This is a genomic window from Microbacterium sp. HM-570, assembly GCF_054165885.1.
Window position 1 is genome coordinate 2,832,878 of the sequence record NZ_CM135111.1, and the last position, 16,653, is coordinate 2,849,530.

Below are 16,653 nucleotides of genomic sequence, written 5' to 3' on the forward strand. Positions count from 1 at the left end.
TCAGTCGGTCCTTTCGTCGGCGGAGGTGCGCGCGGGTTCGGCGATGAGCAAGACGTCATCGCCGAGTCGCTCGATGCCGGTGAGGGTCAGGCGGCGGGCCTCCGCCATCGTTGAGACGCCGATGTCGCCGATCGCCGTCTTCTCGCCACCGAGCAGAACCGGGGCGATGTAGGTCAGCACGCGGTCGGCGAGACCCGAGCGCACGAATGCGCTCGCGAGGGTCGGTCCGCCCTCGACAAAGACGCTCTGCACACCGCGTTCGCGCAGGTCATCGAGTACCTGATGCAGGTCCTGCGTCCCGGCCTCGAGCACACCGCGCGGATGCCGCCGCAGCGCCGCATCCGGCGGCACGGCACGGTTGCCGATGACGACGGGCAGGGGCTGCGATTCGGCCAGTCCGCCGTCGGCGAGCCGGGCGGTCAGGGCGGGATCGTCGGCCAGGACCGTTCCCGTCCCGACGACGATCGCATCCGCGGAGGCACGCCGCCGGTGCACGTCGGCCCGCGCGTCCGGCCCGGTGATCCACTTGCTCGTGCCGTCGTCCGCGGCGGCGCGGCCGTCGAGGCTCTGCGCCCACTTCACGGTCACGAAAGGACGGCCGAGACGAACGACGGTCAGCCACGAGTCCAGCATCTCGGTGACCTCGTCGGCGCGCACCCCCGCCTCCACGTCCACACCGTGCGAACGAAGCCGTTCGGCGCCGCCCGACGACGGCTCGGCGGGGTCGGCAACGGCGTACACGACGCGCGAGATGCCCGCGTCGAGCAGCGCCACGGCGCAAGGGCCGGTGCGCCCCGTGTGGTTGCAGGGCTCCAGCGTGACGACAATCGTGGCACCACGGGCATCCTCTGGCGACAGACGCGACAGTGCCTCGATCTCGGCGTGCGGGTTGCCCGCGCCGCGATGCCATCCCTCGGCGAGGCTCTCGCCGGTCGGGCTCAAGACCACGGCACCGACCTGGGGGTTGATGCCCCGCGGACCGAGGAGCGCTAGCTCTGTGGCGCGGCCCATGGCCTGCCACTCGGTGTCGTTGTATGTCATCCCGGATCCTTCGATTCATCCGGGGTGCTCGCAACGAATTGCGCATCGGCAACCGTCATGATGGTCGCCGCGTGCTGCCTCTCATCCGGACTCGCGTGGTTTCCCACGCATCACCGTCGGTTCCGGAATTCCACCGGATCAGCCATGGCGCAAAGCGCCGCAGCTCGCGGACTGTCACCGCCGGTTCGGATTCTCACCGACCCCGGAGCACGTTGTTACTTATCTGATCCTATCCAACGCGGTCATGCGCGATTCATTCCCGCCAGGTGGCACGCGGGCCGTCTTATCGTGCGTTACTTGAGCAGCCGCGAGAGGCGACGGTCGGCGAGCACCTTGCCGCCGGTTTGGCACGTCGCGCAGTACTCGAGCGAGTTGTCGGCGAAGAAGACACTTCGAACGGTGTCGCCGCAGACGGGGCAGGCTTCACCACGTCGACCGTGCACGCGCATACCGCGACGCTTGGCGTCTTTCAGATCGGCGGGTGGTTTGCCGGATGCCGTGGCCACCGCATCCTGAAGCGTTGCGTGCATCGCGTCGTACAGGCCCTGCACGTCCTCGGCTGTCAGTGATGCCGCCAGCGCGTAGGGCGACATCCGTGCGACGTGCAGTACCTCGTCGGAGTAGGCGTTGCCGATGCCCGCGATGATCGACTGATCGCGCAGCACGCCCTTGATCTGCGTCCGTCGGCCCTCCAGGAGTCCCGCGAGAGTTTCGACCGTGAACGCCGGGTCGAGGGGGTCGGGCCCCAGCCGTGCGATGCCCGGCACGTCGGCCGGGTCCCGCACGACATAGACCGCGAGCGACTTCTTCGTGCCCGCTTCCGTCAGGTCGAACCCCGACCCGTCGCTGAGCGAAACGCGGATGGCGATGGGAGAGCGTCCGGGCTTGACGAGGGTTGTCGGCACACTGTCGTACCAGCGGAGCCACCCCGCCTTGGCCAGATGGAACACGAGGTGCAGGGGTTCGTCCGCGGGCCCGCGGCATCCGATGTCCACGAACTTGCCGGCCCGATCGACCGAGACGATGGATGCCTCGTGCAGCGCGGTGATCTGCGGATCGAAGGTCTTCAGTGCGGCGATCTGTGCCACGGAAGCTTTGGCGATCTGCAGGCCGACGATGCGTCCGCGCAGGAACTCGACGAGTCCCTGGACCTCGGGCATCTCCGGCATGGGGCCCATCCTGCCACGGGGAACGGGGGTTGTCGCCGGTCCTGAACTCGTCTCGGTCTCGGTCTCGGTCTCTGTCTCGGTCCCTGAGCCCGCCCCGGTCCCGGTCCTCGACCTCTGAGCCTGTCGGAGCAGACGAACGTCTCAGTCCAGCACGCCGGGCCAGGGCTGCGGCGCGCGGTCGTCGGTCGCGAGCAGCCCGGCCACCCAGCCGTCGTACCGACCCCGCGGATCTGCCAGACCCTGGCGCGTGATGCCCTCGTACCGGAAGCCGAGGGCGCGAGCGGGGCGGGCCGAGCCGATATTGCCCACGATGGCGCGCCACTGGATGCGCGCGAGCGAGAGTGGCTCGGCGAACGCGAAGTCGATCACGCGGGCGGCCGCCTCGGTCAGGTACCCGTTGCCGCGGGCGTCCTTCGCCAGCCAGAACCCGATCTCGGCGTCGCCGCCGGGCCTCGTGGCGTGCAACCCGATCATCCCGATCCAGGACCCGTCGATGCGGATGCCCCAGGTCAACTCGCTCGTCGACTCCCACCAGCTCGCGGCTTTTGCGACGAACTCTTCGGCGTCGGCTCGTGTATACGGCGAGGGCAGCGTCGTCCAGCGCGGCACCTCCGGATCCTGCGCGGCCGCCGTGATCGCGTCCATATCGGCGAGCGTCGGGATGGACAACTCGAGGCGCTCGGTGTGCAGGACGATGGGTTCCACCCCGCGACCCTACCGTTCGCGCCGCCGGCGCTCAGCCGCGGGCCATGCCGTGTCATGACCGTGCCGTGCGGTTCGCTATTCAGTCTCTGCGGACTGGGCCCAGGGCTCTGTCCGCTCCATTCCGCGGCGGTGCGCCTCGGCCAGACCACGCGGGACTGAATTCCGAACCGCGCGCAGCCCCCTCGATCTCTTGGCCCCGTGGAACGTGCGGCCGCTTGCCCGATCCGGCCGCGCTGCCCTTCGCCTCGCTTTGGTGTTCGCAATTCAGTCTCCCCCGGTCAGGCGACCTGGACAGGCCCCACTGTTTCGCGCCAGCCAGGCCGCAGCAGACTGCTCGGGACTGAATTGTGAACCGCACCGACCCCGCACTCGGCGCCGAGGTTCCTTCATCAGGTCCTCCACACCCGTCCCCTCGGGTCACTGTCCACGGTTCGGCCAGAAAAGCGCGGCGTGTCCCCGCTCTGCCAGCAGCCTCGAGAGATGTGGGATGTGTGGAAGCGCGCTGAGTTGCGCACGAACGGAATGACATCGCGAGCGATCACCAGAGCGGTGCGGGCAGGGCGCCTCATCCGGGCGAGACGCGACAGATACCTCTCGTCCGATGCGCCGACGCAACTCGTGCAGGCCGTGCGGGTCGGAGGACGGCTCGGGTGCCTCTCACTGCTGAGCGTGCTTGACGTATTCGTCTTCGATTCTTCAGCGCTCCACGTTCATATGGAGCGCGGCGACAGCCGCATGCGCGCACCGAACGCGCGCGAGCATCCGCTGCCACGCACTCGCGACGGGGTAGTTCTGCATTGGCATCGTTTCGTGGTCGCTCCGATGCGTGGCGCGGTCGACATCGTCGATGCGCTCGTGCACGCCATTCGGTGCCAGCAACCGAAGTACGCGATCGCGACACTCGACAGCGCGCTCCACAAGGGATTGGTCACGCCGGATGATCTGGCCGACGTCTTCGCCGCTTTGCCGAGCCGGTTTGGCGTGTTGCGGCGGTTTCTCGATTCGCGTTCCGAGTCGGGCACCGAGTCGCTGGTGCGTCTGCTTCTGATGCGGCTGGGCTGCGCCGTTGACCTGCAGGTGTCGTTCTCGGGTGTGGGATTCGTCGACTTGGTGGTGGATGGCTGGCTGGTCATCGAATGTGACAGCAAGGCCCACCACGGAAGTTGGGAGCAGCAGCTCAAGGATTATCGTCGCGACCTCAAACTCGCGCAGCAGGGCTATTGCGTGCTGCGGCTCCCTGCCGAAGACATCCTGTACCGAGAAGATGAGGTCTTCGCGGCACTCAAGGGGCTACTTCGTCGGGGCCCGGTACGCTGACCGCGTTCACAACTCAGTCTGCGCGCACACCGTCACCCTCCGGACCAGCGGGATCATGCGGGTCCGGACGAGAGCGCACGCGCACAGACTGAATTGTGAACGGCTCGGGAGGTTTCAGTCGCGCGCCTGGCTGAGGCGCAGGGACGGTGATCAGCGGCGGCGAAGGAGGCCGACGCGCTCGTAGACCGTGTCGAGCGTGGAGCTCGCGACGGTGTCCGCGCGGTCGGCGTTGGCCGCGAGCACACGATCGAGCTCCGCCGGGTCGTCGAGCAGCTCCAGTGCGCGCGCGCGGACGGGCTCGAACTCCGACACCACGACGTCGGCGAGGCCCTTCTTGAAGTCGCCGTAGCCGCGCCCCGCGTACTCGTCCTCGATCGAGGGGATCTGACGACCGGTGAGGGCCGCATAGATCACCAGCAGATTCGAGACGCCCGGCTTGTTCTCGCGGTCGTACCGCACGGTGCCGTCGCTGTCGGTCACGGCACGCATGACCTTCTTCGCGGTGGCGGACGGGTCATCGAGCAGCCAGAGCACACCCGCATCCGACTCCGCCGACTTCGACATCTTGGCGGTCGGGTTCTGCAGGTCGTAGATGCGCGCAGACTCCTGCTGGATCATCGGCATCGGCACCCGGAAAGTCTCGCCGTAGCGAGCGTTGAAGCGCTCCGCCAGGTCGCGCGTCAGCTCGATGTGCTGCTTCTGATCGTCGCCGACAGGCACGACCGCTGTCTGGTAGAGCAGGATGTCGGCCGCCATCAGCACCGGATAGGTGAAGAGACCGACGGATGTTGCATCCTGGCCGTAGCGGCTGGACTTGTCCTTGAACTGGGTCATGCGACCGGCCTCGCCGAAGCCTGTCAGCGTGCCGAGGATCCACGCCAGCTCGGCATGCGCGGGTACGTGCGACTGCACGTACAGCGTCGACTTGGCGGGCTCGATGCCGGCGGCGATGTACTGCGCGGCCGTGCGGCGGGTCTTCTCACGCAGCTCGGCCGGGTCGTTCGGTTGGGTCAGTGCGTGCAGATCGACGACGGAGAAGAACGCGTCGTACGACTCCTGCAGGTCGCGCCACTGCAGCAGCGCACCGATGTAGTTGCCGATCTGGAGGGAATCCGCCGAAGGCTGCATTCCGGAGTACAGGCGCGCTTTGCTCACCGGTCAATCCTAGATCGCGGGACGGGTGCTCCCTTCGACAAGCTCAGGGAGCGGGGCACGGGCGCGGGCTCCGCGAGCGGCGCGGGGCGCGGGCTCAGCGAGCGGGTTGGCCGCCGGTCACTGAGCTTGTCGAAGTGACCCGTCCGGTCAGCCGCCGAGCGAGTAGTCCACAATGACCGGCGCGTGATCGCTCCAGCGCTCGGAATATGCCGCCGCTCGCGCGACCCGGTAGTCGGTGACCCGGTCCGCGAGGGCGGGGGCCGCCAGCTGGTAGTCGATGCGCCAGCCGGTGTCGTTGTCGAAGGCCTGACCACGATTCGACCACCACGTGTACGGGCCGTCCACCTCGCCGTGGAAACGGCGCCCCACGTCGACCCATCCGAGCCCCGTCCCGACCGAACCGTCGACACCCGTCACGGGCTCGCCCGCTTCGCTGAGGAACCGGTCGAAGTACGCCCGCTCGCGCGGGAGGAACCCGGCCTTCTTGACGTTGCCCTTCCAGTTCTTGATGTCGAGCGTGCGGTGCCCGACGTTCAGGTCGCCCATGATCACGGCGAGCGAGCCGTCGGCGGCGAGCTCGGGCATCCGGCGCTCCATCGCGTCGAGAAATCCGTACTTCGCGTCCTGACGCGGGGTGCCGTCCTCGCCCGAGTGGACGTAGGCGCTGACGACGGTCAGAGGCTCTCCGTCGACGTCGAGGTCGGCCTCGATCCACCGGCCGCGCGAGTCGACCGTCTCGTCGCCCAGCTCGATGCGCGAGGCGGCAATGGGCAGTCGGCTGGCCACCGCGACCCCCGACCGGCCCTTGGTGAGCGATTCGTCGTGGACGAGGTTCCACCCGGGCAGAGCACTCTCGACGTGCGAAAGCTCGGCGCGCACCTCTTGTAGCGCGAGGATGTCGACATCGGCCCGGTCGAGCCATCCGGCCATCCCGTTGCGCACCGCCGCCCGGATGCCGTTGACGTTGACAGAGGCGATGCGGATGGGTCGAGGCACGCGTTCTACTGTATCGACGGCCTCCGACATGCTCGGCGCCCCGTAGCTCAGTCGAGCAGAAAGCCGCGCGGTTGCGGCTCCGGCGGGGGAGAGTCTCGGAGGCGTTCGAGCTCATCCTCGGCCAGACGTACGTCGCGGCCCGCGCGCCAGGAGCGATACCAGGGCGCGGTGTCACGAGTGATGCGCGCCTCGCGCAGACGAACATCCGCGGCCACGAGCAACGCCCGGTACTCGTCGCGCCGCGCTTCCTCTTCCGTGCGTTCCGTCAGCGCCAGGTTCCGATCGGCCGCACCGACCGCGATCCACGCCCCCGCGACCAGGATGACGATGCCGTTCAGGCGGAACCACAGGAGAAACCCGATCAGCACCGCGAACGTCGCCAGAAGGGGGTTCGAGGGCGTGTAGATCAGCAGCACACCGGCGCCCACCTGCAGCACGGTGATGGCGGCGCCGCCGAGCAAAGCGCCCGGCCAGATCCGGTGCCAGGCGAGCGCCGCCCCCGTCAGGAACCGGAACAGCGCGGCCAGCGCGGCGCCGTTGATCGCGAACGAGACCAGGAGGGAAACGGCTCGCGCCGTCACGTTCGACAACACGCTCAGGTCGCCGATCCCGAAGACGGTGAACAGCAGTGTCAGGGCCCAGGTGGCGATGCCGCTGATGGCGAAGCCGACGAGCAGCGCGACGGCGAGGATCACCGCGGCGAGCAAGTCGCGGGCCTTCAACAAGAGGTACGAGCGCGTATCGAAGGGTAGGCCGAAGATGTCCCGCACTGCGCGGCGGGCGTAGGTGATGAATCCGATGGCCGTCCACACGACGATGACGAGCGCGACGGCTCCCGTAATGCCGAGGGTCGTCGCCGTGGCGGTGGTGACGGACTCGACCTGCTCGGGGGTGACCAGCCCGTTCTCGCTGATCAGGTTCGGGATGTACTCGTTGATGATGTCGATCATCCGAGCGATCGCCGCGGGACTCGCGCCGATCCACAGGCCGACCACCGCGAACGCCAGGTAGATCACACCGAAGATCGCGAACAGCGACTGGTAGCTCACTCCCGCCGCGAGCAAGAACCCGTTGTGGCGAAGGAAGTGCCGCCACACCCGGACCGGAAACCAGGCCAGTGTGCGTCGCGTCAGTTGCGTCGCCCGTTGCACCGGCTCTTCGAGGTGGCGTCGGAGCGTCTCCTGTGCGGATTCCCACCGCCCGGCGTCGTCGTCGCTGCGACCGGCCGCGCTCTCCTCGTCGGAGCCGTCGGGAGCCACCGCGGGGTCGGACGGTCGGCGGTAGCTCACGCCCCCAGGCTAGCGACTCGGATCGGCACCGTCCGCGAATACGGACGTGCCGACGGATGGCTCGCTTGCCGCAACCGCCCGACCGAAACGCCGGGCGAGGAACAGGATCGACACGAGCAGCAGGGCGGGTAGCAGGAAGGCGATGCCGAGTCCGGGCGCGTCGGCGAGAAGTCCCAGCAGAACCGCCCCGAGGACCGCGCCGGCGTAGTTGAACAGGTTGACGCGGGCGATCACCTCATCGCCGCGGGTCGGCGCCAGCGCTCCCGCGGACGTGAAAGACAGGGGCACGAGCGCCCCGACGGCGACGCCCGCAAGCGCGAAGCCGACGATCGCCGCAATCGTCCAGGGGAGTGCCGCAACGAGCACCAGCCCCACGATCGAGACCGATGTCGCCGTGACGACGACCACGGTGCGCCCCCACCGTCCGGTTGCGCGGTCCGTGGTGAGACGCGTCACCAGGATCGCGACCTGGTAGGCGGCATAACCGAGCGGTGCGATCGCCGCACCGGAGGCAAGGTCGTCGTTGAGATAGATCGTGCTCCAGGTGCTGACACCGGAGTCGAGGGTGAACGCGGCCAGGATGACGAAGCCGAACAGCCAGATTCCGCGGCGGGGGAGCGGGATACGGGGCCGCTCACCAACCGGTGCGGCGGCGCGAGCGCGGTCGAATGCGCGCGTGCCGTTCGCGGCGACCGCGACGGCGACGACAGCCGCGGCACCGAGCGCCAAAGCGGGGCCCATCGCGACGCCACCGCTGAAGACGGCATCGCCCAGAGCGGCCGCCGAGCCGGCCACCAGCAACGCCCCACCGATCGCGGCAGCGGTGTACGCGGCGAAGAAAGCGCCCATGATGTCGCGGCCGTAGCGCCGCTGGACGAGCACACCCTGCATCGCGGCGGACGCATCGACCGCACCGAGACCGAGCCCGTAAACGCCGAATGCCGCGACAAAAATCGGCAACGGCGGGGCGACTGCGATCCCGACGAACGCCGCGGCCTGGACGATCAAGCCCGCGGCGAGGGCCGCCCGACTACCTCGCCAGCGCGCGAGCAGATCGGCCACGACGGAGCCCCCGGCTGCGGTGACACACACCAGCAGCACGATGAGCGATACCGCGACGTCGTCGATGCCGAGACGCCCCGTGAAGGACGGCAGCGACGTGACGACAACGGCATAGCCGAGGCCCTGCGCCGCATACGCGGCTGTCACGGCCACACGTGACCGGCGGATCTCGAGAAGAGGCGCGCCGGTCACGAGGTGGCTACTTGCCGCGGAGGATGGCCTGCTTGACCTCGGCGATCGCCTGGGTCACCTGGATGCCGCGGGGGCACGCATCCGTGCAGTTGAAGGTCGTGCGGCAGCGCCACACGCCCTCTTTGTCGTTCAGGATGTCGAGCCGCACATCGCCCGCGTCGTCGCGCGAGTCGAAGATGAAGCGGTGCGCGTTGACGATCGCGGCCGGACCGAAGTACTGTCCGTCGGTCCAGAAGACCGGGCACGAGGACGTGCACGCGGCGCAGAGAATGCACTTGGTGGTGTCGTCGAAGATCTCGCGGTTGACGATCGACTGAACGCGCTCTTTGCCGGGCTCGGGCGCCGTGTTCGAGATGAGGAACGGCTTGACCTCGCGGAACGAGGCGAAGAACGGCTCCATGTCGACGATCAGGTCCTTCTCGAGCGGCAGTCCCTTGATCGCCTCGACGTAGATCGGCTTCGAGATGTCGAGGTCCTTGATCAGGGTCTTGCACGCGAGCCGGTTGCGTCCGTTGATGCGCATCGCGTCAGAACCGCAGATGCCGTGGGCACACGAGCGGCGGAACGACAGTGATCCGTCGACCTCCCACTTGATCTTGTGCAGGGCGTCGAGCACGCGGTCGGTCGAGTAGAGCTCGACGTCGTAGTCCACCCAGCGGGGTTCGTCGTCCACCTCGGGGTTGAACCGGCGCACGATGAACGTCACCAGGAACGACTGGATGCCCGAGTCAGCTGCGGGGGAGAGGTCTGCGTCCGCCGGAGCATCCGTTGTTTCAACGAGAGTCGACACCATCTCAGTACTTCCTCTCCATCGGCTGGTAGCGCGTGATGACGACGGGTTTCCAATCGAGCGAGATGTGGTCGTCCGCCTTCGAGGAGTGCGGATCACCGGTGAGATAGGCCATCGTGTGCTTCATGTAGACCTCATCGTCACGCTTCGGGAAGTCATCGCGCATGTGCCCGCCGCGGCTTTCCTTGCGGTTGCGGGCCGTGACGACGACGACCTCGGCGATGTCGAGGAGGAAGCCGAGTTCGACGGCCTCGAGCAGGTCGGTGTTGTAGCGCTTGCCCTTGTCGTCGACGTGGATGTTCAAGAAGCGCTCGCGCAGCTCCTCGATGACGCCGAGCACATGGGTGAGGGACTCCTCGGTGCGGAACACCTGGGCGTTCTTGTCCATCTCTTCCTGCAGCGTCTTGCGCAGAACAGAGATGCGCTCGGTGCCCGTTCCGGCGCGCAGACCTTCGATCAGGTCACGAACGGCGCCCGCGGGGTTTTCCGGGAGCGGCACGAAGTCGGCGGTCTTGACGTACTCGACCGCGTTCTTGCCGGCGCGCTTGCCGAAGACGTTGATGTCGAGCAGGGAGTTCGTGCCGAGCCGGTTCGAGCCGTGGACCGAAACGCACGCGCACTCGCCGGCGGCGTAGAGCCCCGGAACGACGGTGTTGTTATCGGCGAGCACTTCGGCTGCGACGTTTGTCGGGATGCCGCCCATCGCGTAGTGCGCGGTCGGCATGACGGGAACCGGCTCGACGACCGGGTCGACGCCGAGGTACGTGCGCGCGAACTCGGTGATGTCGGGGAGTTTCGTCTCGAGAACCTCAGCGCCCAGGTGCGTGCAGTCGAGCAGGACGTAGTCCTTGTGCGGGCCCGCGCCACGACCTTCGGCGACCTCCTGCTGCATACAACGGCTGACGATGTCTCGCGGGGCGAGGTCCTTGATGGTCGGCGCGTAGCGTTCCATGAAGCGCTCGCCGCTCGCATTTCGGAGGATCGCACCCTCGCCTCGAGCGCCCTCCGTCAGAAGGATGCCGAGGCCGGCGAGCCCTGTCGGGTGGAACTGGAAGAACTCCATGTCCTCGAGGGGCAGGCCCTTGCGCCAGACGATCCCGACGCCGTCGCCCGTGAGGGTGTGCGCGTTGGAGGTCGTCTTATAGATCTTGCCGAAGCCGCCGGTCGCGAAGATGACCGCCTTGGCGTGGAAGATGTGCAGGTCGCCGGTGGAGAGCTCGTAAGCGACGACACCGGATGTCTGGGTCTTGCCGTCGGCGTCTTTCGATGTCAGCAGGTCGAGCACGTAGAACTCGTTGAAGAAGTTGATGCCGAGCTTGACGCAGTTCTGGAACAGCGTCTGCAGGATCATGTGGCCCGTGCGGTCGGCGGCATAGCAGGCGCGGCGGACCGGCGTCTTGCCGTGGTCGGCAGTGTGGCCGCCGAAGCGACGCTGGTCGATCTTGCCCTCGGGCGTGCGGTTGAAGGGCAGGCCCATGTTCTCGAGGTCGATGACCGCGTCGATCGCCTCCTTCGCGAGGATCTCGGCCGCGTCCTGGTCGACGAGGTAGTCGCCGCCCTTGACGGTGTCGAAGGTGTGCCACTCCCACGAGTCCTCTTCGACGTTCGCCAGCGCGGCGGCCATTCCGCCCTGCGCGGCGCCCGTGTGGGAGCGCGTGGGGTAGAGCTTCGAGATCACCGCGGTCTTCGCGTGCGGCCCTGCCTCGATCGCCGCGCGCATGCCGGCACCGCCGGCGCCGACGATGACGATGTCGAACTGATGGTGGTGCACGTCGGTCTTGCGGTCGGTGCCGGTCACGGTCGTCGTCACAGGGGGTGCCTTACTGAGAGGGGTCGTTGGAGATCCTGAGAGGGGTCGTTGGGGATCGTGCGTCAGGCCGCGGCCCGGCACGTCTCCCAGAGGGTGCTCGATTCGGTGACCCCGATGCAGGGGTCGAACGTGAAGACAACGAGGGTGCCGAGGATGATGAGGAATCCGGCCGACAGTCCGATCGCCCACACCAGCACGCGGCGTACGGTCCGGTGCGTCACGTAGTCGTTGACGATGGTGCGCATCCCGTTGCCGCCGTGGATCAACGCGAGCCAGAGCATCGCGACGTCCCACCACTGCCACAGCGGGTTTGCGAGCTTGCCCGCAACGAATCCGAAGTCGATCCCGCGGATGCCGTCGCCCACCATCAGATTGGCGAACAGGTGCCCGAAGATCAGGACGACCAGGATCGCGCCGGAGACACGCATGTAGACCCAACCCCACTTCTCGAGGTTGATGCCGCGGCGCTTGGGCCGTGCGTAGGGCGAACGGGGAGCGGCCAGGGTGTCGCTGGACATCACTCACCACCTCCCGCGAAGACGTTGATGAGATGTCGGGGTGCGAAGCCGGCCATCGTGACGACCCAGACCCCGATCACGATCCAGAACATCTGGCGCTGGTACTTCGCGCCCTTCGACCAGAAGTCGATCGCGATGATCCGTAGGCCGTTGAACGCGTGGTATGCGATTGCCGCGACGAGGAAGACTTCGCCGATGCCCATGATCGGGTTCTTGTAGGTACCGATGACCGCGTCGTACGCCTCGGGAGAGACACGGATGAGCGCGGTGTCGAGCACATGCACCAGGAGGAAGAAGAAGATGGCGACGCCGGTGATGCGGTGCAGAACCCAGGACCACATGCCTTCGCGGCCGCGATAGAGCGTGCCGGCGGGGCGCTTGGAGGTGGTCTCTGAGATCGACAGTGCCTGGCGGGTGTCTGCGGACACGGTCGTCCTCCCTGATCGGTGCGAGGTACGGATGCGCCGGGCCGACGCGGCTCGAGCGCTACGAACATCCTATTCCCGCTCCGTGCGGGCGCGGCGATTAGGGCACCCTAACTATCTCGATATCGAGATACTTCGCGCGGGTTCGATGGTGGGAGAGCGCCGCGGCTACCCTGACTGCATGGCACAACCGATAGAAGGCTTCTACGCCGTCATTCCGGCCGGCGGCGTGGGCAGCAGGCTCTGGCCGCTCTCGCGCGCCGACGCCCCGAAATTTTTGCACGACCTGACGGGGTCGGGACAGACGCTTCTGCGTGATACCTGGGATCGGCTCGCTCCGTTGTCGGGCGAGGGGCGCATTGCTGTCGTCACCGGTCGCGCCCACCGTGCGGCCGTCGAGGCCGAGCTCGCCGGCATCTCCGACGCGAACGTCCTGCTCGAATCGGAACCGCGCGACTCGGCGGCCGCGATCGGCCTCGCCGCCGCGGTGCTCTCGCGCCGCGAACCCGACGTGATCATCGGATCGTTCGCGGCCGACCACGTGATCCGCGGCATGCGGACTTTCGAGTTCGCGGTGCAGCAGGCCGTCGCCGTCGCGCGTGACGGTTATATCTGCACGATCGGAATCCAGCCATCCGAGGCATCCGTCGGCTTCGGCTACATCAAGAAGGGCGACGAACTCGTCGTCGAGGGGGCGCCCGAGGCAGCCGCGGTCGAACGCTTCGTCGAGAAGCCGGACCTCGACACCGCCAAGGAGTACTTCGCCGACCGTTCGTACCTCTGGAACGCGGGCATGTTCATTTCGCGTGCCGATGTGTTGCTGGCCGAGCTCGAGCGCAACGAGCCCGAGCTGCACGCGGGGCTCATGGAGCTCGCCGAGGCGTGGGACGACCGTGACCGTCGCGGTCCCGCCGTGGACCGCATCTGGCCCACGCTGAAGAAGATCGCGATCGATTACGCCGTCGCCGAGCCAGCGGCTGAACGTGGCCGGCTGGCCGTCATCCCGGGGCACTTCGACTGGGACGATGTCGGGGATTTCGCGAGCCTCGCCAAACTGAACTCCCGTGGCCGGGGCGAGCTCGCCATCCTCGGCGGAAACGCCCGTGTGCTGGCGGATGCCTCGAGCGGCATCGTCGTCTCGCAGACCAAACGCGTGATCAGCGTCATCGGGGTGCAGGACATCGTCATCGTCGACACGGAAGACGCTCTCCTCGTCACGACCAGTGAGCACGCCCAGCGCGTGAAGGGTGTCGTGGACGCTCTGAAACTCAGCGGACAGGGCGAGGTGCTCTGACCTGGTCACCGGTGCCGGGACTGCGTTCCGCCCTGCGCGGGATCGCGTCTTTATAACCTTTGGGTTTCGCGGCGCCCACACGGTCTAGCGCTTGGGCTCGCAGGAGGTAACGTTTCGTCCGCGGATCCCGGATCGGTCGGGCTCGCGCGAGTCTTTGGAGGACACAGTGAGGATCACTCAGAAGGCCGCTTTCAGCGGCTTGGCCCTGCTTTCGGCGGCCGCCCTGCTCGCGGGCTGCGGCGCGGCGCCGGAAGACACCGATGGTGGCGACGGCGGCGGCGAAGCGCTCGACTACCTGCCCTGCATGGTGTCGGACTTCGGCGGCTTCGACGACAAGTCCTTCAACCAGCTCGGCTTCGAGGGCCTGGTCGCGGCGGCCGACGAGCTCGGTGTGGAGTACACCGAGGTCGAGTCGCAGGCCGAGACCGACTACAACGCCAACCTGCAGAACCTGGTCGACCAGGGCTGCAACACGATCGTCACGGTCGGTTTCGCCCTCGCACCGGCCGCGCTCGAGTCCGCCACCGCCAACCCCGACATCGAGTACGTCTCGATCGACGACACGGTCGACCAGGACTTCGACGGCACGACCGACGCCGAGAACATCAAGCCCCTCATCTTCGACACCGCTCAGGCCGCGTTCCTCGCGGGCTACCTGTCCGCAGGTGTCTCCCAGACGGGTGTCGTCGGCACCTTCGGTGGCCAGAACTTCCCGACCGTCTCGGTCTTCATGGACGGCTTCGCGCAGGGCGTCGAGTACTACAACGAGGAGATGGGCGCGGACGTCCAGGTCATCGGCTGGGACCGCGCCGCGCAGGACGGCTCGTTCACCGGTGGATTCGAGGCCAACGACACCGCGCGTCAGATCGCGCAGGGCCTGATCGACCAGAACGCCGACATCATCCTCCCCGTGGGCGGCCCGATCTACCAGTCGGCCGCTGCCGCCATTCGCGACTCCGGTCGCGAGATCGCCCTCATCGGTGTGGACGCGGACGTGTACGAGACCGACCCCTCGGTGGGTGACCTGCTGCTCACCTCGGTTCTGAAGGGCATCGACGTCGCGGTGAACGAGGCGATCGTCGAGGCCGGCAACGGCGACTTCGACCCGACCCCGTTCATCGGAACGCTCGAGAACGAGGGCGTCGGAATCGCGGCGTTCCACGACTGGGCCGACCGCGTCCCCGCCGAGCTGTCCGCCAAGATCGAGGAACTGCAGGCGGCGATCATCGCCGGTGACATCGCCGTCGAGTCGTACCTGGCCGAGTAAGCACGGCACCTTCGGGGGGAGGTCGGCGCGAGCCGGCCTCCCCTCTTTCTTCGTTCGGATCCCTCGCGGCATCCGACTCACCCCCAACTAGGATCGGGAGCATGAAGCTCGAACTTCGCGGTATCACGAAGACGTTCGGGTCTCTGGTGGCGAACGACCACATCGACCTCATCGTCGAGGCCGGTGAGATCCACTGCCTGCTCGGCGAGAACGGGGCGGGCAAGTCGACCCTGATGAATGTCCTGTACGGGCTTTATCAGGCGGACGCCGGAGAGATCCTCCTCGACGACACGGTGCAGCACTTCGCCGGACCCGGTGACGCCATGCGGGCAGGCATCGGCATGGTGCATCAGCACTTCATGCTGATCCCCGTCTTCACGGTCGCCGAGAACGTCATGCTCGGACACGAAGAGACGCGATTCGGTGGCCGACTCGACCTGCCGGCGGCTCGTGCCCGGGTGCGCGAAATCTCTGACCGTTTCGGGTTCGACGTCGATTCCGACGCGCTCGTGCAAGACCTGCCGGTCGGTGTGCAGCAGCGCGTGGAGATCATCAAGGCGCTGTCGCGCGATGCCAAGGTGCTGGTCTTCGACGAGCCGACCGCCGTGCTGACCCCGCAAGAGACCGACGAACTGATGGCGATCATGCGGCAGCTGCGGGATGCCGGCACGTCGATCGTCTTCATCACCCACAAGCTTCGCGAGGTTCGTGAGGTCGCCGATCGGATCACGGTCATCCGCCTCGGCAGGGTCGTGGGCGAGGCATCGCCGACCGCATCGAACGCCGACCTCGCGTCACTCATGGTCGGGCGCGCGGTCGAACTCACGGTGGAAAAGGCGCCACCGAAGCTCGGGGCATCCGCTCTCGTCGTCGACGACCTCGCGGTCATCGACCCGCGGGGGCAGGTCGTGGTCAATCACGTCAGCTTCGACGTGCGTGCGGGCGAGATCCTCGCGATCGCCGGTGTGCAGGGTAACGGCCAGACCGAGCTGTCCGAGGCGCTGATGGGGTTGCAGCCGCACGTTCGGGGCTCCATCGTGCTCGATGGTCAGGAGCTGCTGGGCCGGTCGGTTCGCGACGTGCTCGACGCCGGCGTCGGATTCGTCCCCGAGGACCGCAAGGAGGACGGCCTGGTGGGTGAGTTCACCATCACCGAGAACCTCATGCTCGATCGGGCCCACGGGGCGCCGTTCGTCCGCGCGGGCAATGTACAACGCGCCCGGCTCGAGGAGTTCGCGACCGAGAAGGTCGCCGAGTTCGATGTGCGCACGCCGTCGATCGAGACGAAGGTTGGGCGCCTGTCGGGCGGCAACCAGCAGAAGGTCGTGCTCGCGCGCGAGCTCAGCCGCGAGTTGCGGCTGCTCGTCGCTGCGCAACCCACCCGCGGCGTCGACGTGGGATCGATCGAGTTCATTCACAAACGCATCGTCGAGACGCGGGATGCCGGTGTGCCCGTCGTCGTCGTCTCGACCGAGCTCGACGAGGTCACCGCGCTCGCGGATCGCATCATGGTGATGTATCGCGGCCGGATCGTCGGCATCGTCCCGGGTGACACCGCGCGCGACGTGCTCGGTCTGATGATGGCCGGTGAGACGCCGGATCTCGAGGGGGCCGCCGCGTGAG

The 16,653-nt window shown here is 67.4% G+C and carries 15 protein-coding genes and 1 riboswitch; of the genes, 4 read left to right on the plus strand and 11 right to left on the minus strand.

What is annotated here, in order from left to right:
- The 3 genes from ribD to ACT9TC_RS13610 form a co-directional block, all read right to left on the minus strand.
- The gene (gene ribD, locus ACT9TC_RS13600; protein ID WP_458040996.1) at positions 1 to 1,041 is read right to left on the minus strand and encodes a bifunctional diaminohydroxyphosphoribosylaminopyrimidine deaminase/5-amino-6-(5-phosphoribosylamino)uracil reductase RibD; all 1,041 of its coding nucleotides are present in this window, start codon (positions 1,039 to 1,041) and stop codon (positions 1 to 3) included.
- A 68-nt stretch (positions 1,042 to 1,109) separates the two neighbouring features.
- A riboswitch (FMN riboswitch) is annotated at positions 1,110 to 1,255 on the minus strand.
- A 79-nt stretch (positions 1,256 to 1,334) separates the two neighbouring features.
- Positions 1,335 to 2,210: an Fpg/Nei family DNA glycosylase gene (locus ACT9TC_RS13605; protein WP_458040997.1), complete on the minus strand. Its 876-nt coding sequence runs from the start codon at positions 2,208 to 2,210 to the stop codon at positions 1,335 to 1,337.
- Between the two features lie 141 nt (positions 2,211 to 2,351).
- Complete coding sequence (locus ACT9TC_RS13610) at positions 2,352 to 2,915, minus strand: GNAT family N-acetyltransferase (protein WP_458040998.1); 564 nt, start codon at positions 2,913 to 2,915, stop codon at positions 2,352 to 2,354.
- Between the two features lie 714 nt (positions 2,916 to 3,629).
- Between ACT9TC_RS13610 and ACT9TC_RS13615 the strand changes: the two genes are divergently transcribed.
- Positions 3,630 to 4,232: an endonuclease domain-containing protein gene (locus tag ACT9TC_RS13615; protein WP_458040999.1), complete on the plus strand. Its 603-nt coding sequence runs from the start codon at positions 3,630 to 3,632 to the stop codon at positions 4,230 to 4,232.
- A 150-nt stretch (positions 4,233 to 4,382) separates the two neighbouring features.
- Here ACT9TC_RS13615 and trpS read toward each other — a convergent pair whose 3' ends face one another.
- The 8 genes from trpS to sdhC all read right to left on the minus strand — a co-directional run bounded on the left by trpS (position 4,383) and on the right by sdhC (position 12,472).
- Positions 4,383 to 5,387, minus strand: a complete 1,005-nt coding sequence (trpS, locus tag ACT9TC_RS13620) for a tryptophan--tRNA ligase (protein WP_458041000.1) — start codon at positions 5,385 to 5,387, stop codon at positions 4,383 to 4,385.
- A gap of 147 nt (positions 5,388 to 5,534) precedes the next feature.
- Entirely contained in the window at positions 5,535 to 6,413 is an 879-nt protein-coding gene (locus tag ACT9TC_RS13625) for an exodeoxyribonuclease III (protein WP_458041001.1), read from the minus strand.
- A 17-nt stretch (positions 6,414 to 6,430) separates the two neighbouring features.
- Entirely contained in the window at positions 6,431 to 7,672 is a 1,242-nt protein-coding gene (locus ACT9TC_RS13630; RefSeq protein ID WP_458041002.1) for a YihY/virulence factor BrkB family protein, read from the minus strand.
- Positions 7,673 to 7,681: 9 nt separating this feature from the next.
- Positions 7,682 to 8,926 (minus strand): MFS transporter, encoded by a 1,245-nt coding sequence (locus ACT9TC_RS13635; RefSeq protein ID WP_458041003.1) that lies wholly within the window; start codon positions 8,924 to 8,926, stop codon positions 7,682 to 7,684.
- A gap of 7 nt (positions 8,927 to 8,933) precedes the next feature.
- Complete coding sequence (locus ACT9TC_RS13640; protein ID WP_458041004.1) at positions 8,934 to 9,719, minus strand: succinate dehydrogenase iron-sulfur subunit; 786 nt, start codon at positions 9,717 to 9,719, stop codon at positions 8,934 to 8,936.
- Position 9,720: 1 nt separating this feature from the next.
- A complete protein-coding gene (gene sdhA / locus ACT9TC_RS13645) occupies positions 9,721 to 11,526 on the minus strand; it encodes a succinate dehydrogenase flavoprotein subunit (RefSeq protein WP_396642793.1) in 1,806 nt (601 codons plus the stop codon).
- 62 nt (positions 11,527 to 11,588) lie between these two features.
- A complete protein-coding gene (locus tag ACT9TC_RS13650) occupies positions 11,589 to 12,044 on the minus strand; it encodes a succinate dehydrogenase hydrophobic membrane anchor subunit (RefSeq protein ID WP_458041005.1) in 456 nt (151 codons plus the stop codon).
- Positions 12,044 to 12,472, minus strand: a complete 429-nt coding sequence (gene sdhC, locus ACT9TC_RS13655) for a succinate dehydrogenase, cytochrome b556 subunit (RefSeq protein ID WP_458041006.1) — start codon at positions 12,470 to 12,472, stop codon at positions 12,044 to 12,046. The genes ACT9TC_RS13650 and sdhC overlap by 1 nt, the downstream gene beginning before the upstream one ends.
- A gap of 178 nt (positions 12,473 to 12,650) precedes the next feature.
- Here sdhC and ACT9TC_RS13660 point away from each other — a divergent pair, with 178 nt between their 5' ends.
- From ACT9TC_RS13660 to ACT9TC_RS13670, 3 genes are all read left to right on the plus strand, one after another.
- Positions 12,651 to 13,763, plus strand: coding sequence for a mannose-1-phosphate guanylyltransferase (locus tag ACT9TC_RS13660; RefSeq protein WP_458041007.1), 1,113 nt, complete (start codon positions 12,651 to 12,653; stop codon positions 13,761 to 13,763).
- 166 nt (positions 13,764 to 13,929) lie between these two features.
- A complete protein-coding gene (locus ACT9TC_RS13665; protein WP_458041008.1) occupies positions 13,930 to 15,030 on the plus strand; it encodes a BMP family lipoprotein in 1,101 nt (366 codons plus the stop codon).
- A gap of 101 nt (positions 15,031 to 15,131) precedes the next feature.
- Positions 15,132 to 16,652: an ABC transporter ATP-binding protein gene (locus ACT9TC_RS13670; RefSeq protein WP_458041009.1), complete on the plus strand. Its 1,521-nt coding sequence runs from the start codon at positions 15,132 to 15,134 to the stop codon at positions 16,650 to 16,652.
- Position 16,653: the final 1 nt, after the last annotated feature.

Bases quoted from the DNA above. Each gene is read 5' to 3' on its own strand.
- ribD (WP_458040996.1), bottom strand. From the start codon at position 1,041: ATGACATACAACGACACCGAGTGGCAGGCCATGGGCCGCGCCACAGAG.
- ACT9TC_RS13605 (WP_458040997.1), bottom strand. From the start codon at position 2,210: ATGCCGGAGATGCCCGAGGTCCAGGGACTCGTCGAGTTCCTGCGCGGA.
- ACT9TC_RS13615 (WP_458040999.1), top strand. From the start codon at position 3,630: ATGGAGCGCGGCGACAGCCGCATGCGCGCACCGAACGCGCGCGAGCAT.
- ACT9TC_RS13625 (WP_458041001.1), bottom strand. From the start codon at position 6,413: ATGTCGGAGGCCGTCGATACAGTAGAACGCGTGCCTCGACCCATCCGC.
- ACT9TC_RS13640 (WP_458041004.1), bottom strand. From the start codon at position 9,719: ATGGTGTCGACTCTCGTTGAAACAACGGATGCTCCGGCGGACGCAGAC.
- ACT9TC_RS13650 (WP_458041005.1), bottom strand. From the start codon at position 12,044: ATGTCCAGCGACACCCTGGCCGCTCCCCGTTCGCCCTACGCACGGCCC.
- ACT9TC_RS13660 (WP_458041007.1), top strand. From the start codon at position 12,651: ATGGCACAACCGATAGAAGGCTTCTACGCCGTCATTCCGGCCGGCGGC.
- ACT9TC_RS13670 (WP_458041009.1), top strand. From the start codon at position 15,132: ATGAAGCTCGAACTTCGCGGTATCACGAAGACGTTCGGGTCTCTGGTG.